The 17,037-nt window shown below is 32.0% G+C and carries 23 protein-coding genes and 1 pseudogene; 14 read left to right on the top strand and 10 right to left on the bottom strand.

Annotated features, from left to right (window positions below):
- Positions 1-219: 219 nt before the first annotated feature.
- The 11 genes and pseudogenes from NOX80_RS16445 (at position 220) to NOX80_RS16395 (ending at position 8,648) form a co-directional block, all read left to right on the top strand.
- Positions 220-525 (top strand): hypothetical protein, encoded by a 306-nt coding sequence (locus NOX80_RS16445; RefSeq protein WP_256550893.1) that lies wholly within the window; start codon positions 220-222, stop codon positions 523-525.
- Between the two features lie 941 nt (positions 526-1,466).
- The gene (locus tag NOX80_RS16440) at positions 1,467-2,069 is read left to right on the top strand and encodes a hypothetical protein (RefSeq protein ID WP_256550892.1); all 603 of its coding nucleotides are present in this window, start codon (positions 1,467-1,469) and stop codon (positions 2,067-2,069) included.
- Between the two features lie 254 nt (positions 2,070-2,323).
- Positions 2,324-2,836, top strand: a complete 513-nt coding sequence (locus NOX80_RS16435) for a hypothetical protein (RefSeq protein ID WP_256550891.1) — start codon at positions 2,324-2,326, stop codon at positions 2,834-2,836.
- Between the two features lie 111 nt (positions 2,837-2,947).
- Positions 2,948-3,088 (top strand): hypothetical protein, encoded by a 141-nt coding sequence (locus NOX80_RS16430; RefSeq protein ID WP_256550890.1) that lies wholly within the window; start codon positions 2,948-2,950, stop codon positions 3,086-3,088.
- A gap of 440 nt (positions 3,089-3,528) precedes the next feature.
- Positions 3,529-4,176: a tyrosine-type recombinase/integrase gene (locus NOX80_RS16425; protein ID WP_256550889.1), complete on the top strand. Its 648-nt coding sequence runs from the start codon at positions 3,529-3,531 to the stop codon at positions 4,174-4,176.
- Between the two features lie 344 nt (positions 4,177-4,520).
- Positions 4,521-4,895, top strand: a pseudogene (locus NOX80_RS16420) (DUF5675 family protein); the annotation flags it as partial.
- 9 nt (positions 4,896-4,904) lie between these two features.
- Complete coding sequence (locus tag NOX80_RS16415) at positions 4,905-6,575, top strand: PDZ domain-containing protein (RefSeq protein ID WP_256550888.1); 1,671 nt, start codon at positions 4,905-4,907, stop codon at positions 6,573-6,575.
- A gap of 249 nt (positions 6,576-6,824) precedes the next feature.
- Positions 6,825-7,181, top strand: a complete 357-nt coding sequence (locus tag NOX80_RS16410; RefSeq protein ID WP_256550887.1) for a hypothetical protein — start codon at positions 6,825-6,827, stop codon at positions 7,179-7,181.
- A 164-nt stretch (positions 7,182-7,345) separates the two neighbouring features.
- Positions 7,346-7,582 (top strand): hypothetical protein, encoded by a 237-nt coding sequence (locus tag NOX80_RS16405; RefSeq protein ID WP_256550886.1) that lies wholly within the window; start codon positions 7,346-7,348, stop codon positions 7,580-7,582.
- Positions 7,583-7,700: 118 nt separating this feature from the next.
- Entirely contained in the window at positions 7,701-8,198 is a 498-nt protein-coding gene (locus NOX80_RS16400) for a hypothetical protein (protein ID WP_256550885.1), read from the top strand.
- A gap of 111 nt (positions 8,199-8,309) precedes the next feature.
- Positions 8,310-8,648, top strand: coding sequence for a hypothetical protein (locus tag NOX80_RS16395; RefSeq protein ID WP_256550884.1), 339 nt, complete (start codon positions 8,310-8,312; stop codon positions 8,646-8,648).
- A gap of 188 nt (positions 8,649-8,836) precedes the next feature.
- Here NOX80_RS16395 and NOX80_RS16390 read toward each other — a convergent pair whose 3' ends face one another.
- Complete coding sequence (locus NOX80_RS16390) at positions 8,837-9,154, bottom strand: hypothetical protein (RefSeq protein WP_256550883.1); 318 nt, start codon at positions 9,152-9,154, stop codon at positions 8,837-8,839.
- 194 nt (positions 9,155-9,348) lie between these two features.
- Complete coding sequence (locus tag NOX80_RS16385; protein WP_256550882.1) at positions 9,349-9,951, bottom strand: hypothetical protein; 603 nt, start codon at positions 9,949-9,951, stop codon at positions 9,349-9,351.
- Positions 9,952-10,230: 279 nt separating this feature from the next.
- Here NOX80_RS16385 and NOX80_RS16380 point away from each other — a divergent pair, with 279 nt between their 5' ends.
- Positions 10,231-10,752: a hypothetical protein gene (locus NOX80_RS16380; protein WP_256550881.1), complete on the top strand. Its 522-nt coding sequence runs from the start codon at positions 10,231-10,233 to the stop codon at positions 10,750-10,752.
- A 109-nt stretch (positions 10,753-10,861) separates the two neighbouring features.
- Positions 10,862-11,203 (top strand): hypothetical protein, encoded by a 342-nt coding sequence (locus tag NOX80_RS16375; RefSeq protein ID WP_256550880.1) that lies wholly within the window; start codon positions 10,862-10,864, stop codon positions 11,201-11,203.
- Positions 11,204-11,380: 177 nt separating this feature from the next.
- On the opposite strand, the gene NOX80_RS16370 is transcribed toward NOX80_RS16375, so the two are convergent.
- From NOX80_RS16370 to NOX80_RS16335, 8 genes are all read right to left on the bottom strand, one after another.
- Entirely contained in the window at positions 11,381-11,788 is a 408-nt protein-coding gene (locus tag NOX80_RS16370) for a hypothetical protein (RefSeq protein ID WP_256550879.1), read from the bottom strand.
- Between the two features lie 30 nt (positions 11,789-11,818).
- Positions 11,819-12,187 carry a hypothetical protein gene (locus NOX80_RS16365; RefSeq protein ID WP_256550877.1) on the bottom strand — a complete coding sequence of 123 codons (369 nt, stop codon included), beginning with the start codon at positions 12,185-12,187 and terminating at the stop codon, positions 11,819-11,821.
- A 142-nt stretch (positions 12,188-12,329) separates the two neighbouring features.
- Complete coding sequence (locus tag NOX80_RS16360) at positions 12,330-12,743, bottom strand: hypothetical protein (protein WP_256550876.1); 414 nt, start codon at positions 12,741-12,743, stop codon at positions 12,330-12,332.
- Positions 12,736-13,251 (bottom strand): ankyrin repeat domain-containing protein, encoded by a 516-nt coding sequence (locus NOX80_RS16355; protein WP_256550875.1) that lies wholly within the window; start codon positions 13,249-13,251, stop codon positions 12,736-12,738. The genes NOX80_RS16360 and NOX80_RS16355 overlap by 8 nt, the downstream gene beginning before the upstream one ends.
- Positions 13,252-13,375: 124 nt before the next feature.
- Positions 13,376-14,011 (bottom strand): NAD(P)-dependent oxidoreductase, encoded by a 636-nt coding sequence (locus tag NOX80_RS16350; RefSeq protein ID WP_256550874.1) that lies wholly within the window; start codon positions 14,009-14,011, stop codon positions 13,376-13,378.
- A 153-nt stretch (positions 14,012-14,164) separates the two neighbouring features.
- Entirely contained in the window at positions 14,165-15,109 is a 945-nt protein-coding gene (locus tag NOX80_RS16345; RefSeq protein ID WP_256550873.1) for a polysaccharide deacetylase family protein, read from the bottom strand.
- 36 nt (positions 15,110-15,145) lie between these two features.
- Positions 15,146-15,706 carry a DUF4256 domain-containing protein gene (locus NOX80_RS16340; RefSeq protein WP_256550872.1) on the bottom strand — a complete coding sequence of 187 codons (561 nt, stop codon included), beginning with the start codon at positions 15,704-15,706 and terminating at the stop codon, positions 15,146-15,148.
- Positions 15,707-15,844: 138 nt separating this feature from the next.
- Positions 15,845-16,474, bottom strand: a complete 630-nt coding sequence (locus tag NOX80_RS16335; RefSeq protein ID WP_256550871.1) for an NAD(P)H-dependent oxidoreductase — start codon at positions 16,472-16,474, stop codon at positions 15,845-15,847.
- A 104-nt stretch (positions 16,475-16,578) separates the two neighbouring features.
- Between NOX80_RS16335 and NOX80_RS16330 the strand changes: the two genes are divergently transcribed.
- The gene (locus NOX80_RS16330) at positions 16,579-16,932 is read left to right on the top strand and encodes a winged helix-turn-helix transcriptional regulator (protein WP_256550870.1); all 354 of its coding nucleotides are present in this window, start codon (positions 16,579-16,581) and stop codon (positions 16,930-16,932) included.
- Positions 16,933-17,037 lie beyond the last annotated feature (105 nt).

Here is a 17,037-nt window from a genome sequence, read left to right as displayed (position 1 = left end):
GTGTAGTAATAAAGAGAGTAAAAAAGAACTTAAGAATAACCTTGATTTTAAATGTTCTTATGTTTTGGGCATCAATGATAATGAATCAACTAGATTAGTTTTCAAAATCGAATACGAAAATAATTCTGATTTCAACATAAAATTGAATAATGCTTCCAGATTAAAAATAAAAAAAATGATAATAGTAATATTGAAGGATTTTATTTATCCAATGATAAGATGAAAACAATAGATTATCTTTTTAATTCTGATGATAGTTTTATAACATTGAAAGCAAATTCAAAAAAACATTTTTATTTAACATTGTTATATAGCGATTTGTCTTTTTTAAAAAACAAATCAGAAATTTTAAAAGATTATACTATCAAGTATAAAGGAGGTTTTTATAATATTAATAATGAGAAAGTTAAATTTAAAAAGAATGATTCTATCAAAATAAATTTAACGGAAATCATATTAAAAGAAACGAATTATAAAAAAGTACTTTTTGAAAAAGATTTGGACACAATTAACTGGAAAAATTAAGTTAATCCGATGACGCGCATTTGTACCCCGATAGCGCGGACTTACTTCTTCCGTTTGGCTAAAACATCGGATGCAACTCGATGACTAGGATTTGTAATCCGTGCCAATAAAGAAGGAGCAAACTACAGCCGATAACGTGGATTTACTTCGTCCGTTCGGCTAAACCAGCTCTCTTGATTTACAATCCGTGCAAATCAAGAGAGAAACTTCAGTGCTAAAAAGTTATAGTTTTTTTATGAGATGTAAAATTATAAAATTTACCTACTTTAATTTTGGAACGGATTGCAAATCTGTTTTATTGGGTATTGATACAAAAACCGACCAACGAGCTTTAACTAATGGTTTTAACACTCTTAGAAAATAAATAAAATGAAAAAAAGCATAATATCAGCATCATATTGGTCACTAGCTTTATTTTTGATTATGATAATTTTAGAATTTGTCATAATTAATAAATGTATCTCTGTCGAAGGTTTTAATATGAGGAAAACATATGTTTTTATATCGTATTTTATACACTTACCAATTTTTATACTTAATTTGATTTTGACATTAAAAGTGTTTATGTTTTATTACAGAAATAAATTTAAAAGTCCTTTTAAATCCTTTTATTTAGTTTTACCATCAGTCATTTTTTATATTGGTTGGCTGTTTTATTTTATATATGAGGTGATAATATATATTGTAAATGATTAATAAAAGAATGACATTGGGATTTTATTAAGTCTCAATAATTGTGTTGCCTTATAGCGCGTATTTATTACGTCCGTTTGGCTAAAGTCTCGGGTGTATCCGTGCAAATTATAAGACAAGCTACACCCCTTTAAAGGGGTAGTTTTGTTTTTTTATGAGTTGTACAATTATAATAACTACCCCTACATATTATGAGACGGATTGCAAATCCACGTCATCAGGTTTAACACTCTTAAAAAATAAATAAAATGAAAAAAAGCATAATACTAACTATATGTGTTCTGTTTTTACAGATTTTGGCTTCATGTCACAGTAATATAGAAAAAACTAAAGAGAAAAATATTTACTATAAATTATATTCTGAAAAAGATAGTTTAATTGGATTTTCGTTAAGAAAATATGAATTTAATACCGATACAATTAGAGAGAAATATTTAAAGATTGATTTAGATGGGAAGAAAACATTTGATTATAAACGCTCATTTTATAAGAAAGGAATAGATCTTTTTATATTTTCAAATATAAAAAATGACTATTCTAAATCGTTATATTTTTCTCCAACAAAAACAGACACTTGTTTTCATGTACATAATAGATTAGAAAACTTTTATTTATGTAATAAAGGAAAAACGAATTTTAAAGATTATAAAAATATTTATAAAGTATATTATGAAGAGAACGGTTATGATTCTAGAAAAGAAACTTTATTGCTCGATGTTGATTATACAATTTTGGCAAGATTTGAAGATTGTTATGATTATCGTAAAGAAGTAATAACAGATTCTATAGATATTAACCAAAATTTAAAGTTCAAATTTAAGAAAGCAAAAGAAAGTGTTCTATGGTGGTAGGTTTGAACTCCCACCTATAGCACGGATTTCCTTCGTCCGCTCAGTTAAACCCCTATAACGCGGATTTGCAATCCGTGTAAATTATAAGACAAACTGCAACCCCGATCTTACGGATTTGTAATCTGTGCAAATCAAGAGAGAAACTTCAGTCCTAAAAAGTTGTAGTTTTTTATGGGATTGTGCAATTATGAAATTCACCTAATCTAATTATGGAGCGGATTGAAAATCTACTCAATCGGATAAAGTAAGATATTATGAGAAAAATTAAATATTTAGCACTTATTATTATTGGTATAACAGTTAGTAATTGCTCGAAAAATGAAATAAAAAAGCAGAATATAGATGATTTTATTAATTTATATCATATAAAAGATTTTTCAGAATTCAAAGATTATACAATAGCCATTCGTCAAAAAACGTTTAACGAAACAATTTATATAGTTTCAGATTCCGATGCCAATATAGATGATGTAATTTGCTTTGTAACAGTGAATAAAATCAGTGGTAAAATTGATAAAATTAAAAGAGTTGATCAAAATCTAAGTAATGAAAGGGAAAAACAGATTGAAAGTTTGATATATAAATACAGAAAATATGATTTTCCTTATTTGAGTGTTGATAATGATAATAATTTTTCAGTTAATCCTTTCTTTATAGATATGAAACCTTATTTATTGTTTTTACATCAAGAAAGAAATAAACTAAAAATTAAAAAGAATTTTATGTCTTTTAAATACTATAAAGAAAATTGGTATGTAAGAGACTAAAAATACAACGTGATATGCTGGAATTTATTTCCTTGTTACGGTTTTTCGTAACTAAATAATTTATTTTTCATGTTATTTTGAAATGTATAATCAAACTTTAAAATAATTATTATGGAACAAATTCATGCAATTAAACCGGGCCCTAAACCAAAAAAACAAGATGGAACCCCTGATAAAAGACCACGGGTTAATCCACCCAATAAGGAAAAACATCCTGACTTAAAACCGCATAAACATAAACCAAACGATTAGTGGTTTAAGAATCAGATAGCGCGGATTTACTTCGTCCGTTCGGCTAAAGCCTCGGGTGCAATCCGTGCCAATAAAGAAAGGGCAAACTACAACCCTAAAAAGTTGTAGTTTTGTTTTTAATAGAATAAAATATAGCCCAATATAAAGGGAATGTAAAAGATGCCGAAAATAAAATGCAATTGCGGAAGCATAATAGGTTTAGGCGTGATACCCGATCCCTGATAGATAACGCGGATTTGCAATCCGTGCAAATTATAAGACAAACTGTAACCCCGATCGTGCAGATTTTCAATCTGTGCAAATCATTAGAGAAACTTCGGTCCTAAAAAGTTGTAGTTTTTTATGGGATTGTGCAATTATGAAATTGACCTAATCTAATTATAGAGCGGATTGCAAATCCGCTCCATCGGGGGTATAAGTTTCAGGATATTATCAGATATATGGATGAGGTAATACAAAAACAAACCAATGTTCAATACCGAATCCAAATCTTATCTGCCATCAAAAGATACTATGAATACTTGGTAATGACTGGAGCGAGAAAAGACCATCCCAGCAAGAAACTGAATATCAAAAATAAAGCGAATCAAGATATTCAGTTACAGGATTTGTTTAGCAGTGAAGAATTGCAATTATTATTACAAGGAGAAAATAGCTACTGGTTTTTAGAAACCCGAAACAATGTGCTTTTATCGCTTTTGATTTATCAAGGGCTAACCAGTGACGAAATCACGAATCTGGAATTGAAAAACATTGATTTGGAAAACGGAACAATCTACATCAAGGCTTCCAAAACCCTGAATAGAAGAACTCTTGAACTACTCAATAAACAGATATTACCATTATCCAAATACATTGATGAGGTAAGACCAAAGATGCTTCGATGCAAAAGTGATAAACTGATTTTGAAAAAGTTAGGGAAGCCGATTTCAGTTGATGGAATTCACTCGGTAACTGAATCATTAAAGAGCCTCTTTCCAGATAGAAAACTGAATCCTCAAACCATTAGGATGAGTGTTATTTGTAATTGGCTCAATGAAAAGAAATATGACTTGGTAAAGGTTCAAGAGTTGGTTGGACATAAATGACCAGGGACAACAGAGAAATATATACGGATTGATGTGAATGCAGAGCGAGAGCCTATAAACAGGTATTTTCCCTTGATTTAGATTTTATAGCAATAACTAAACTTAGAGAGTAAGAAAATCACTATAAATAGGGATTGTTGGACTCGTCTTATTTAGTAAATTTATATCTCCTTTGTGTCAATCCAAAAAAAAATTACTAATACATGGATGAGCTTATAAAAACTAGAACAAATAAAAAAGAAAAATATGAAATCAGCATTGTTAACCTCATTAATATTACTTCTTTCTTCCATTTGTTATTCACAAGAAAATTTTGAATTAGCTATTGAAGAAAGCTTTGGTCAGATAATTGCACAATGGGCTATCTTATAGCAAATGAAAGGGTTATCTGTTGTACACTTGAATTGCCATGGAAAGACAATTCAAATAATATTAGTTGTATTCCTGTAGGTATTTACCATGGCATATTAAGATATGACAAAACTGATGGATGGAGAATTCAGTTGGAAAATGTTCCTAATAGAACTGGCGGACAAATTCACATGGGTAATTATACAACTCAAATAGAAGGCTGCATTTTAGTCGGGACAGATGCCAAGATTGACAATTGTAGCGTACTCAATAGTTCGACTGCTTATTATAAGTTGAAAGAAGTATTTTATGGTTCAAGCACACCGAACAGTAGTCCTAATAAAAAAATCATCGTAACTTTTAAATAATTAGGTCATATGAAAAAAATGTACTTTATCTTTTTGATTCTCTTTATAGCATATAGCTATGGACAAGTTACTTCAAATTCCAAATGGTTTCAAGTAAATGAATATTATACAATCGGAAATTCTGGGAAGTATGAATTGTATAAAACTCATGGTTTTGTAGAAAATGTTCCTGATAATAAGAGTGGTAGAATCTTTATAATGCCAATTATAGAGATTGATGACGATGATATAAAATACTTTGATTCTGATGGCAATGCAATTACAAGTAATGGTAACATCTATTCAATTTCTATTCCAATTACTTTCATTTCAAAATTACCTACCAAATATGAAATACCTTCAATTGGTTCAAATTTAGATGGAATTAGTATCTTGGCTTATTATAGGCCTTTATTAAAAGATAATTTTGGAAATCTAATAATTCATCCGAATGCGGCTGGTTTTTTTTCTACTCAAATATATGCGCAAACTCAAAAATATGAGGAGTCTTTAAAGAAGCAAAACGAACTATCCGAAAAATATAAAAGCTATAAACCTGAGTTAGTATCCTTATCAGAAGTTCAAATAACATTAGAAATAGATGATGATGTTGTTTATAATAAAAGTTACTATGGAACTTATATTGGAAACAATAAAATATCATTTAAAAATCCTTCTAATTATGTTAAAAACAGAATTGCTTCAGGTGATTATTCGATATATATATCGTATAAATTTAGAGACTCACAAAATAGTTATGTAGATGCTACATTTGATGCTAAAACTATTGTAAATCAATTTCTTGATGAAGCTCAGAAAAGTATGGTCAGCCAAAGTTCTAGTGGCTGGTCATTTTTAGGTTTTGGTAGTAGAAGGAAGTCTATAAAATCCTCTTTTAATTATACTGCGCAAAGTAATTATAAAGGAGCTACTTATAGTAGTACATCTGTTGAAATGTTTGATGCAGATGATAGAATGATACAACAATTTGAGAATGCTTTTTTTCCAATACTAAGTCAATCCCAAGCAATAGAGAATCATTTAAAGGCTGCCGAAATAGCAAAACTAGAAGGTAATATAGAATTGCAGAAAATTCATGATGACTATGTAAAGTCTTTGCAAAATAACGACCCTAATCTTGAAGTTGATATAGCTAAGGCAGCTGCTGCTCTTTCAAGAAAAGACTATGTAGGATTTATTGCAAATGGAGTAAGGTGGGGAGATTATAAGGTTAAAGGGAATAATGATTTTAGAAGGGTAATTGTTGATAATAATGAGTTTGAGCAACATAAAGATTGGAGTCAATTAAAAAGAGTCAGTGTTCAACATTCTATTACGGAAAAAATAAACTCGCAAAAAGATGTAAATTATAAAGGAGATATCGGCTTAATTGGAGGAATTCCTCATCAATTTTATGGACATTTAAATAGTAACGGTTTTGTTTATTACAATCAATTATTTAAAGGGATAATTTTAGGAGGGATAGCTGAAGGTTCTGCTTTACATAGAAGAAATATTGTTTCAGGTACCTTTATAACATCTATAAATGGGAATAATGTATATGATTCTCAAAGTTTTATCAACACCTTAAGAAACATTAATCCAGATGATGATGTAATATTAAAATATATTGAGCTTAATGGCTCATTTTACGTTGAAAAAAGTGTAATGATGAAAGCAGATTCTATTCCTGACTTATAATAAATAATTTTAGTCTATAAAGGTTATAATGATAACTCTCAAAACCCCGATCGCGCGGATTTGCAATCCGTGCAAATCATGAGAGAAACTTCAGCCCTAAAAAGTTGTAGTTTTTTTTATGGGAGTATATAGTTGTCTCAATTTACCTACTCTAATTATGGAACGGATTGCAAATCCGCTCCATCTGGGTTGCAAATCCGCTCCATCGGGTTCAATGGTATATTAATTAAGTAAAAACATATTAAGCAAATGGATAGTTCAGCAAGTAGTTTACTCGAGTTAAAGAACAGTTGGAAAGATTTTGTTGAAGATTGTAAAATTGGTTATTGTGAATCAATTTACGAGTTTGATTATGATTTAAAAATAAGAGAGGAATTGCAAGAATTTATTTTATCAGATAATTTTTTCGGATTGAATTATAAGGATGAGATAGTTAAGGAAATTAATATGATTGACAGTGAATTTGTTGAAATTTTAAATTTTACGGATTCTAATGATTCTAATTTGCCATTTTGGAGAAGGAAAAAAGTATTGAAATATGCGGGGCAATATTATGCTACTGATGTGCTGAATATTTTTGGAATCAAGATTTTAACAGTAGAGTAAATATAAAATGGATCAAAATCAATAACCTGATCGCGCGGATTTACTTCGTTAAAGCCTCGGGTGCAATCCGTGCCAATAAAGAAAGAGCAAACTACAACCCTAAAAAGTTGTAGTTTTGTTTTTAATAGAATAAAAGATAGCCCAATATAATGGGAATGTAAAAGATGCCGAAAATAAAATGCAATTGCGGAAACATAATAGGTTTAGGCGGGATACCCGATCCGAATCAATATTTAGTAATTTCAGATGTTGAATATGATCATTTTTCAGGAATGGTCGATGCAGAAGCGATCTATATGAAAATGAAAATAATAATAGAATGCAAAAGTTGCAAGAGATTACATATCTTTTGGGATGGTTTCGATAAAGAATCGACAACATATTCGCTACAGGAGAAATAAATTCTGCGATTAGAGTAGGTAAAACAAAATTAGAAAACGAATTATGTGGAATTTTAAACTATTCACGTTAGTGCTTATTATCACGATAAGCTGTCACTCACAAAACAAAAAAAACAATTTGGCGACTATTCTTGAAAGCTGTAAAAAGCATTCGTCAGTCGAATGTAAAATGTCTTTTTTTAACAGTTTTCCGACAACTTTTCAGGAGTTTCTAAAAGAGTATGGTTATGACAATATTAAAGGGGAAGCACCTAATTATTCAAATTCAGAAAACCATCTTGTATTTTTCTTTGAAACGGCTTCTGCATTAAAGAAAGAAGCATTTATTGATAAGCTTATACACATTAGTAAAGACGGAAAATGGGATGCCGATTCCGTGAATTCCTTTCAGGAAAAAGTAAGGGACTATTTTTTGGCAAATAGTGAATTGTTTTTAAAAAGACTTAACAGTAAAAATGAAAAAGAAATCAAAGGATTTTGGTACTTTTTTAGCGATGAACCTCATTTTGATGATGGCATTTCTAAAAAGATCTTGAAGACTTTGAAAAATGACACTAAGATGAAAAGTGTGTATATTGATATTGTCAATAAAGTCAAAAAAGAAAACATCCATTAAGCGTATAAAATCCGCGCCATCGGGTAATACGAATGTTAATTATACTAAGGGTTCTGAAACTGTGAAAGCAAGTATAATAATAGAGAATAATAACGTAAAAGAAGTTAAACGATGAGAATTAAGATATTAGTGTTAACAATATTATTTAGTCTTACAAATATCTCCTGTAAGGCTCAATGTAATAACGAGCTGGCAATTAAACAATTTGAAAATGACCTTGATGGTATCACTCATTCTATAAAGGATTCTAATGTTAATCTAAAAGACATACCGTCAATTGTCGAAAGAATCGAATCCGTTTCATTAATTGAATCAGAATCTGACGGCAATTATTTGGGAAAGCTTCATCCTACAATGTCTGATGTTATAAAATGGAAAAATTGGCTTAAAGACCATCGGGCTAAATTGTGTTGGGATGAGAAAAAGAATTTATACCTTTTAATTGAATAACTCCTGATCGCGCGGATTTACTTCGTCCGTTCGGCTAAAGCCTCGTGTAATTCACGTTCATTAAGAGAAGCAAACCTTCGGAACCACAATTCAGCAAAGGTTTACATCTAAAAAAAAATACTGGTAATCAGGATTATATATTAATTAAATACCTTGAAAAAGTATTCGTTTTGATATACGTTAGCTGCTTATCTGAATTTTATCAGGATTCCTTTTAGGTTTTTATTATCATCATCTTTGAAAATGATCGCATCGAAATCTTTGCCATTTTTTAGCGCATTAGATACAATTCTCTTTTTTTGATAAAAATAGCTTACATTATAAATCGCACTCGTTTTCTCTGTGTCTACAATTGTATACCTTTGGTTTGTTGGTTCACAGTCTGAAAATATTAATTTACCTTCATATTCGTTAACCTCCGCTTGCTTATTGCGATTATAAGTAGTAAAAGCTACAATGAAACTAAGGCTTGCACCAAGTGTAAAAAAAAGTATATTTTTTTTCATAAATTATATTTTAAATTTTTTGGAAAGTTATACAATTCAGTTTAAATAAATATTGTGTTAGCTCATGGAGTTAACCCTGATCGCGCGGATTTACTTCGTTCGTTCGGCTAAAGCCTCGGGTGTAATCCGTGCAAACCTTCGGAATCACAATCCGACGTTCGTAAATTGATGTTGAAAAAAAACGCATCATCAGATTATATTTCGCGTTTGTATTCACTTGAAAAACTCGTTTTTTTTGTGTCGCCAATTAGAATTAAAACGGCACCGTAAAGAAAATAGGAATTACTGATAATTAAATTATTATTGCTGTTTATTCCAATTCGGGTCCTGTTAACGGAAAAATTGCCCCATAATCCGGGTATCCCTTTAGTCTTGAAATTTTTATTTTTTAAATAGAGGTAACCATCATTTTGAATCTTAAAATCCATAGTAATACTATCAATTTTACTATTGTTTTTCAAAAGACTAAATGATATGGAATTCTTATCTTTAATATCAATTTTTACTTTGTAATTCTTACTATTATTCTTTATATCCTCTCTTAATTGCGGATTAATTTCTTTTATATTTTTAAATAAAGAAAACCGATTTAAGGAATCATTTTCAATAATATCCGGTTTAGAACTTTCAAATTTCCGAATTGCTTTTAGGCTTTCGATCTCATACGTTCCGTTTAATTTAGTAATGGATTCCTCTTTAAGAATGATCTGGTTATCAAATGCAATCTTTTTAGAAAATGAAGCACAGCTACAAAGTGTACATAACATTAAAACGATTAAACCTATTTTTTCTTTCATATCCTATTTCAGTATTTGTGATTGTATTAGATAAAATGCTTTTATACGTAAAATCGTACTGCAATTTATAGAAAATAATATTGTAAATGCATTTTTCTGCTGTGTAAAATCTGTTGAATTGCCTGATATTATGAATTTAATCCGTGCAATTAAAACTAAAAACTAAAAACTAAAAACTAAAAACTAAAAACTACAAACCTAAAAAGTCGTAGTTTTGTTTTAGTGATAGGATGAGAGAATATTTTTTAGTATTATTAGAATCATTATCCGTTGAAAATTATGAAAACTAAAAAAATAACATTGCTGATCAGCCTGTTAATAGTGATTATATCAGGTTATGTATGGGCAACAAAATGCCACCGGAAATTACCCGAAGTTTCAAGTTATAGCATACTGAGTGATACCGGACAGCCGATACCGGCAAAACTATATTCCAGAATAAAGGAGGCTAAGATAGACGGTAAAGAGCAGATCATCAAGGAGTATATTTTATGTTTCAACGATTCTTTGCTTTCAGAACCTGTTTCCGAAAAAGAAAGGCTATATAAATATCTGGTTATTGTGCCCGTTGTTGAAATGATAGGCTTACCGGATTATATGCAGTCTTTTAAAGAAAAAGGGAAGTATTTGTACCAGTCGGATGAAGAAGCGGATATTTTTACTCCAATCGTAAATAATTATAATTTTTTTGAGGATCCTCCGATAAAAAAAGCCATTTATACGGATAAAAAAATAAGCTTTAATACGTTTGGAGTGTTAAAACAATTCGGGAATACGGTTATTGTTGAAATTAAGAAATAGATTGTCTGATGGATTTGGAATCCGTCTCAATAAAGAAATAACGGAGTAACTACAATCCTAAAAATGTAGTTTTGTTTTATAAAATAAGCGATACCGACAAAATAGCAAGATGAAAGAAAGAACAATACTAAAAGGGGTAATGTCCTTAACTATTATAGTTGAAATAATAATGATGATTTGGGTTTATAATGTAATAGGTGAAGAAAGACTAACAGTTCAGTTTATCCGATTAATTTTTCAGCTTGTTCTGATGCTATTAATACTAAAACAGAAATCGAATATAGCACTTTGGATATTAGTTGGATTTCATGTTTTTAGCGGTTTAATGAATTGGGCTGCAATTAACTCGGGGATAGTCGGACAGATCTTATCGGTATATCATTTTGTAATTGCCGGAATTATTTGTTTTTATGATGATATTGAAAAAAAGTTATTATCTGAAAAAGTATAATATATTAATTGGTATACTGTTTATATTGTAAAAAATAAATGCATATTAAAAGATTGGTAATCGTTTTTTTGTTGTTAAGCTGGTCGGGCTTTTCACAATCTGTATATGTCGGAAAGGTTACACATTTGGAAAAAAAATACCCGAACGGACGAAGTAAATCCGCTCCATCGGTCAATTTTAATCACCGATACAAATAATTTTTTCTTCACTTTTAATAGCAAGATCGATCATCTGTAATAATTTTTCTAGTTTTTCTGCAATCTCTTTTTTAACTAAGGTTTTATATATATCCTGTTTTACAGGATGCATTTGCGTACCGATATAAACTTCCCAACTTTTTTCTTTTTTTGAATTTATAACAGCGAGGTGTTTTGCTACTGTTGTTTTAAAGATAGTCAGATGACTGCCCGAAAATTCGGCATCCTGGTAAAGATCAATTAATTCTCCGGTTTTATTATTGATTTCTTTTATCATAGTCGGCCAGAGGTACCAATAATCAGCTCCACTGTCTTCAAAATAAAATGAACGATGTTCGTTATGTTTTGTAATTGTCTTATTGGTAGTTAAAAGGATGGATATTGCCATAAAAATAAGGTCTTTAAGGTCTTGAGAAATTTATTTCTTCTGTTCGGCTATAGCTTCAGGGTCTTCTTCCAAACCTAAAAAGTAATCTTGTAAATCACCGTTTATTACTTCGTCATCGGATTGACATATTAGTCTGAATTCTTCCTGATTCGCATCAAGGTACGCTGAACCATCTAATATGCCCAAAACATGAGAAACTGTATTTACTTCTATCAAACGAATGAAATTAAGGAAATTCTCCTTCTCTTCATTTGAAAATTGCTGATACATCACAACAATTGGCAGCCAGCATTTATCGGTTATTTTTTTCGTGTCTGATGATAAAATGTCTTGATACGTTTTTAGATCCTCATTTACAACTGTCTGATGTAGGGATGTAATAAAGGCAATTGCTTCCATATTGTAAAATCTTTTTATTTTTAAATGGTTTTGTTGTATGAAATCCCTCTGCTAGCGCGAGCGTCTCGCTCGTGAATACATTTTCTACATGAACGGTTTACGGTTGTATAAATTCCCCTGACTATAAACGTTGTAATATGACTTAATCTCCAATTCCATTCTCAACGTTTTGTATAAATACTTTATTTAAAATCTGAATTGCGAGTTCTTCATATAAAGCATTGGCTAGTAAGACGGTTATATCTTTTTCAATATCCTGATAAGTGAATGTTTGAGATTCGGAGCCATTAACCAGAATGCTGATTTTATAAGAAGTATCCGATTGACTAAATCGAAAAGCGATATTATAATCGTTGCAAATTTCAGTAAACTGATCAAAAAAACTCAGTTGGGATGCGGACTCTAATCGCTTGGACAATGTTGTAACAACAAGCGTATTATTCCCTTCGTTATCCTGTATTTTTAATAGATGTTCTTTAAAGAGAGTACGATTTATATTAGGAGAAAAGTTTTTCGTCATATATTCAGTAACAATAATAAAGGCAAATTTATTCAAGATTTAATCGTTTTATGAGTTTTTGAAATTCAAGACCCAATATTTTTTCGGCGATTTCTCTCGGAGTTCTATTGGCGATATTTACATTATTCAGATTCGCATTGTTTTTTAATAATAATTCTACAACCGAAAGATCATCTTTTGCATTCATCACAGCGGCCCAAAGGGGCGTGTTCCCGTGACAATCTTTAAGTTCCGTTTGTGCGTTTTTGGATAGCAAATAAGCAGCTGCTTTTTCGTTTCGTTCCAATGCAATAAAATGCAACGCGGAATAACCGTTTCGATCCTGATGATCAATATTGGCGTTGTTTTCAACCAACCAGGTTATCATGTCCATGTTTTCAACAGAGCAAGCCCATATTAAGGCGTTTCGCCCCAATTCATCAACAGTGTTGATGCCGACTTCGGTTAAGCGTTTTTTGGCACTTTCATTTTTCGAATTTTGGATTTCATAATTGATGTCTTCCAAGAGGGATTCTGTTTTTTTCGGATTCCGGAATAATTTCATTTGTTAAGGTTTAGTAGATACGGGTATGTAACAAAACTAAATAAAAACATTGAAATATATGTAACAATTTAAAAAAGAACGTATTATAAGATAAGAGCCTCGATTGAGGCTCTTGTGATTAATTTTAGAAATTATACAGGAAAGGGGCTTTTTTTATAAAATGACCTTCTTGCATTTCCCGAATAACAAAGTCGGCGAGATCCGTAGCACTGATAAAATCACCTGAACAATCGGTTAAAGATGTCTGATACGGGAAAGAATCGTTTGTTTGTCGGATTAACGGAAGCCGAACCATTGTCCAGTTTAATTCGCTTTTTGATAGTATTTCGTATTCTTTTTGTTTGTCATTTGTCGTTTCTGGATAATGTTCGTACATCCAATTTGTTGCGATTTGTACTTTTTCGCTTTTTGAATCTATTTCTGTGTTGACATTTAGTCCTGTAGTAACGATATATCGGGGTAAACCGAGTTGTTGCATCGCTTTGATAATATGGGAAGTAGCAGTACTGAAAATGGAACTTTCTCCTTTTGGCTGACCTAACATACTCAATACACAATCGCAATTTTGTAATGCCAAAAATACCGATTCATAATCCCGTGCATCCCCTTTTACGATTTCAATAAGCGGACTTTTGATTTCGAAATGTTCCGGATTCCGGAGTAATAATCTAATGGAATATCCTTTTTGAAGTAGTTGTTGTACCAGATATTTTCCGGATTTACCGGTGCCGCCTATCACGGCTATTTTTATAGTTTTCATAGTAATTGCTTTATAAAATTAGATAATAAAATACCGGGACTCCTATGGAGTCCATATGTTCAGAATACAATCTGAACCGGAAAAAATATTTTATAAAACAATTCTGATGCAGCTAAGATATAAAAAAGGAGAACCGGATAATCAGATTGATAGCTAATTTTTAAACTCGGATCCGATACTATAACGAAGATCGTATAGTAACCACTGTTTTTCTAATACAGCATTTTTTTCGGTTTTCAATAATCGTATAAAATCAGCAACGCCAACGGGTTCATTGCCGTTACCATGTATCAGGACAATACCGCCGGAAATTGCCGGTTGTCCTTTGGCAAGCCAGGCATCACTGCCAATGGGGATTAATCCGTAACCGGTTATTATGTTTACAACTTTATTATCGGAAACTAACCCGGGAAAGCGAAAAAATACGGAAGGAAGTAGTCCTTGTTCCAGCATGGCAATCTCATTTTGTAATACTTCACGATCAATATTAGTGCCGGGTTTTAGTAGAAAGTTGTCTTGTAACGGAACTTTCGGATCATAAAAATGACTATAGGTATGGTTGATCCAGGTAATTCGGATGCTGTTTTCCCGTTCCAGTTGTTGTAGCCAGTTAATATCAGCGATATGATTGAGCAGAAAATGACCGGAAAGAGAAAGCGCTACCGGAACCGGTTTTTCGATGTCTCCGAATGCGGTAAACAGATCGGTAAAAACCTGACGATCTAATGGTTTATGAGACGGACAAAGATCAATGGTGAGTGTAATTCCTTTTTCTTTCGGATAACCGTGAATAATTCCCGCATCTTGTAACGAAAAAGACTGCAATTGCGCAAATTGAATGGCTTTGATATAAGGTGTATTGCTAAATTGTTTTTTTAAAGCTTCCCAACTAAGCCTTTGTGCTGCTATTGTTTTTGCGGGAACAACGCGGGTTTCTAAAGTGTTTGGATTCACGGTCAGAAATTGTAGCTGATCGTTTTGTTTAAACTGCCTTAAAATTAAAAGGGTTTCCCGGTTAAGTTGTCCGTAACCGGTGTATTGCGAATAATTAGAAACCGGTTGTGCCTGTATCAGCAAACCGGACAGACAGATTAGCATCAAAAATAACCACTTTAATTTCATATGACAATACAATTAAACGCGTAACGAACCTCGAAATCCTCTTACGGCATAATAAGAAGAAGCACCGTTGTGATAAATAAAAATAGTATCATAACGGAAATCGGCAAAAATAGCACCACCTAGTTTTCGTATGGGCGGAGGTGTAAGGAGCCAGCTGGATGTTTTGGTGTCAAATTTTCCTAATTTTTGCAGGTTGCGATATTCCGTTTCATTCAGAATCTCAATTCCCATAGCGGCTGCCATATCAAGAGCTGTGTTTTCCGGTTTATGTTCTTTACGCGAGTCCAGTGCTTCGCGATCATAACAGATACTTCTCCGTCCTTTTGGTGTTTCCGGTGCACAATCGTAAAAAAGATAGTCGCCTGTTTGCGGATCCAAACCCACAACATCCGGTTCTCCGCCTGTTCTTTCCATTTCATATAAGGATCCTATTTTTTCCGGATTTGCTTCCAGTTTGGTAACTACAGCCAACCATTCAATGTCTTTATGTCGGTTTGTATGTTTTTCAAAACGGGTTTTTAAAGTTTGGAGCAATTCGTTTTTTTCCGCCGGAGTCAACTCTTTTTTTGTCATAGTAAATAGTAGGTTATCAGATTGGTTATGATAAAAGTATAAAATAAAGATGAAAAGACGATAACCTGTTTGGGATACAAATGGCTATAAAATAAAAAATCCCTGTTTCAGGGATTTAAAAGGGAAAGTATAAAATAATTAGACCAAAGTTGTAGCAAATTTGTCCTCCGGTAAGCGTACTTTTTTAAAGGTGGCAAAAATATCGTTTTCGGTATCGCGGTAACCCAAAGCTAAAGTCACAACACTTTTCAGTCCTTTTTCTGGTAAACCTAATAGACGATCAAATTTTTCAGCATCAAAACCTTCCATTGGCGTAGCATCTACCCGTAATTCGGCAGCAGCAATCATTCCGGTTCCTAAACCGATATAAGCTTGTCTTGCCGCCCATTGAAAGTTGACTTCCTCACTTCGGGATAGGATGCCGTTTATAATCGCGTTTCTGAAATCGGCCAGATTTTCTACCGGAATACTACGCACAGTTGAGATATGATTCATATAATCGTCGATATGTTCCGTTGTAATTTTCTCGAATGCGGCAAAGACTAACAAATGAGAAGAATTGGCAATTTGCGTATTAAATGAACCTTCTCCCAATTCTTTTTTCAGATCCTGGTTTTCGATAACAAACAAACGGTAAGGCTGTAATCCGGTGGAAGAAGCCGATAAGTTGATGGCGGTTACAATTTGATTGATGGTATCCGGAGCTACTTTTTCAGTATTGAATTTTTTAGTAGCATAACGCCAGTTAAGGCTTTCAATTAATTCCATAGCTTTATGATATAATGATTTAGAGGACAAAGTTCCGAATATCTTGTTTACTTTTGTCACTAACAAACAAAAAGTAATAGTAACACAGAGGTAACAAGCATACTATGGAACAACCGATTCACTCACAAATGGCCTGTAATAAAGCTATTATGGCCGTACACGATGCAATGTATGTACTAGGAGGTAAATGGAAAATTTCGATCATAGCTTCTCTTTTATTCGGAAAAAAACGCTATTCTGATATTTTAAAGGATGTCAACGGTATCTCCGGTAAAATGTTAAGCCGCGAATTAAAAGAGATGGAAGTCAATAAGTTAATTAAGCGAACCGTTATCAGTACGCAACCGGTTAGTGTGATGTACGAGCTCACTCCTTATGGCGAAACGGTTCAGCCGGTTATTACCATTTTGGCACAATGGGGCATTACGCACAGAAATGAGGTAATCCGGGAGATTTAAGTGGAACCAATAAAAAATAATGATTGCTATAAATTTTAGTTAAGATGTAATTTCATAGCCGATTTTTGTATAATTTCAATTTTGAAAACTTTTATTGATCATTAA

It is taken from the genome of Flavobacterium cerinum, from assembly GCF_024496085.1.
Classification (GTDB): domain Bacteria; phylum Bacteroidota; class Bacteroidia; order Flavobacteriales; family Flavobacteriaceae; genus Flavobacterium; species Flavobacterium cerinum_A.
The sequence above is the reverse complement of the archived record's forward strand: the minus strand, read 5'-3'. Positions and strand labels throughout refer to the sequence as shown.

Excerpts from the sequence above, each read along its gene's own strand:
- NOX80_RS16430 (WP_256550890.1), top strand. The coding sequence starts at position 2,948 with ATGGAACAAATTCATGCAATTAAACCGGGCCCTAAACCAAAAAAACAA.
- NOX80_RS16330 (WP_256550870.1), top strand. The coding sequence starts at position 16,579 with ATGGAACAACCGATTCACTCACAAATGGCCTGTAATAAAGCTATTATG.
- NOX80_RS16350 (WP_256550874.1), bottom strand. The coding sequence starts at position 14,011 with ATGAAAACTATAAAAATAGCCGTGATAGGCGGCACCGGTAAATCCGGA.
- NOX80_RS16365 (WP_256550877.1), bottom strand. The coding sequence starts at position 12,187 with ATGGAAGCAATTGCCTTTATTACATCCCTACATCAGACAGTTGTAAAT.
- NOX80_RS16390 (WP_256550883.1), bottom strand. The coding sequence starts at position 9,154 with ATGAAAAAAAATATACTTTTTTTTACACTTGGTGCAAGCCTTAGTTTC.
- NOX80_RS16370 (WP_256550879.1), bottom strand. The coding sequence starts at position 11,788 with ATGGCAATATCCATCCTTTTAACTACCAATAAGACAATTACAAAACAT.
- NOX80_RS16335 (WP_256550871.1), bottom strand. The coding sequence starts at position 16,474 with ATGGAATTAATTGAAAGCCTTAACTGGCGTTATGCTACTAAAAAATTC.
- NOX80_RS16410 (WP_256550887.1), top strand. The coding sequence starts at position 6,825 with ATGGATAGTTCAGCAAGTAGTTTACTCGAGTTAAAGAACAGTTGGAAA.
- NOX80_RS16415 (WP_256550888.1), top strand. The coding sequence starts at position 4,905 with ATGAAAAAAATGTACTTTATCTTTTTGATTCTCTTTATAGCATATAGC.
- NOX80_RS16405 (WP_256550886.1), top strand. The coding sequence starts at position 7,346 with ATGCCGAAAATAAAATGCAATTGCGGAAACATAATAGGTTTAGGCGGG.
- NOX80_RS16340 (WP_256550872.1), bottom strand. The coding sequence starts at position 15,706 with ATGACAAAAAAAGAGTTGACTCCGGCGGAAAAAAACGAATTGCTCCAA.
- NOX80_RS16435 (WP_256550891.1), top strand. The coding sequence starts at position 2,324 with ATGAGAAAAATTAAATATTTAGCACTTATTATTATTGGTATAACAGTT.
- NOX80_RS16380 (WP_256550881.1), top strand. The coding sequence starts at position 10,231 with ATGAAAACTAAAAAAATAACATTGCTGATCAGCCTGTTAATAGTGATT.
- NOX80_RS16395 (WP_256550884.1), top strand. The coding sequence starts at position 8,310 with ATGAGAATTAAGATATTAGTGTTAACAATATTATTTAGTCTTACAAAT.
- NOX80_RS16375 (WP_256550880.1), top strand. The coding sequence starts at position 10,862 with ATGAAAGAAAGAACAATACTAAAAGGGGTAATGTCCTTAACTATTATA.
- NOX80_RS16385 (WP_256550882.1), bottom strand. The coding sequence starts at position 9,951 with ATGAAAGAAAAAATAGGTTTAATCGTTTTAATGTTATGTACACTTTGT.
- NOX80_RS16445 (WP_256550893.1), top strand. The coding sequence starts at position 220 with ATGAAAACAATAGATTATCTTTTTAATTCTGATGATAGTTTTATAACA.
- NOX80_RS16440 (WP_256550892.1), top strand. The coding sequence starts at position 1,467 with ATGAAAAAAAGCATAATACTAACTATATGTGTTCTGTTTTTACAGATT.
- NOX80_RS16345 (WP_256550873.1), bottom strand. The coding sequence starts at position 15,109 with ATGCTAATCTGTCTGTCCGGTTTGCTGATACAGGCACAACCGGTTTCT.
- NOX80_RS16355 (WP_256550875.1), bottom strand. The coding sequence starts at position 13,251 with ATGAAATTATTCCGGAATCCGAAAAAAACAGAATCCCTCTTGGAAGAC.
- NOX80_RS16425 (WP_256550889.1), top strand. The coding sequence starts at position 3,529 with ATGGATGAGGTAATACAAAAACAAACCAATGTTCAATACCGAATCCAA.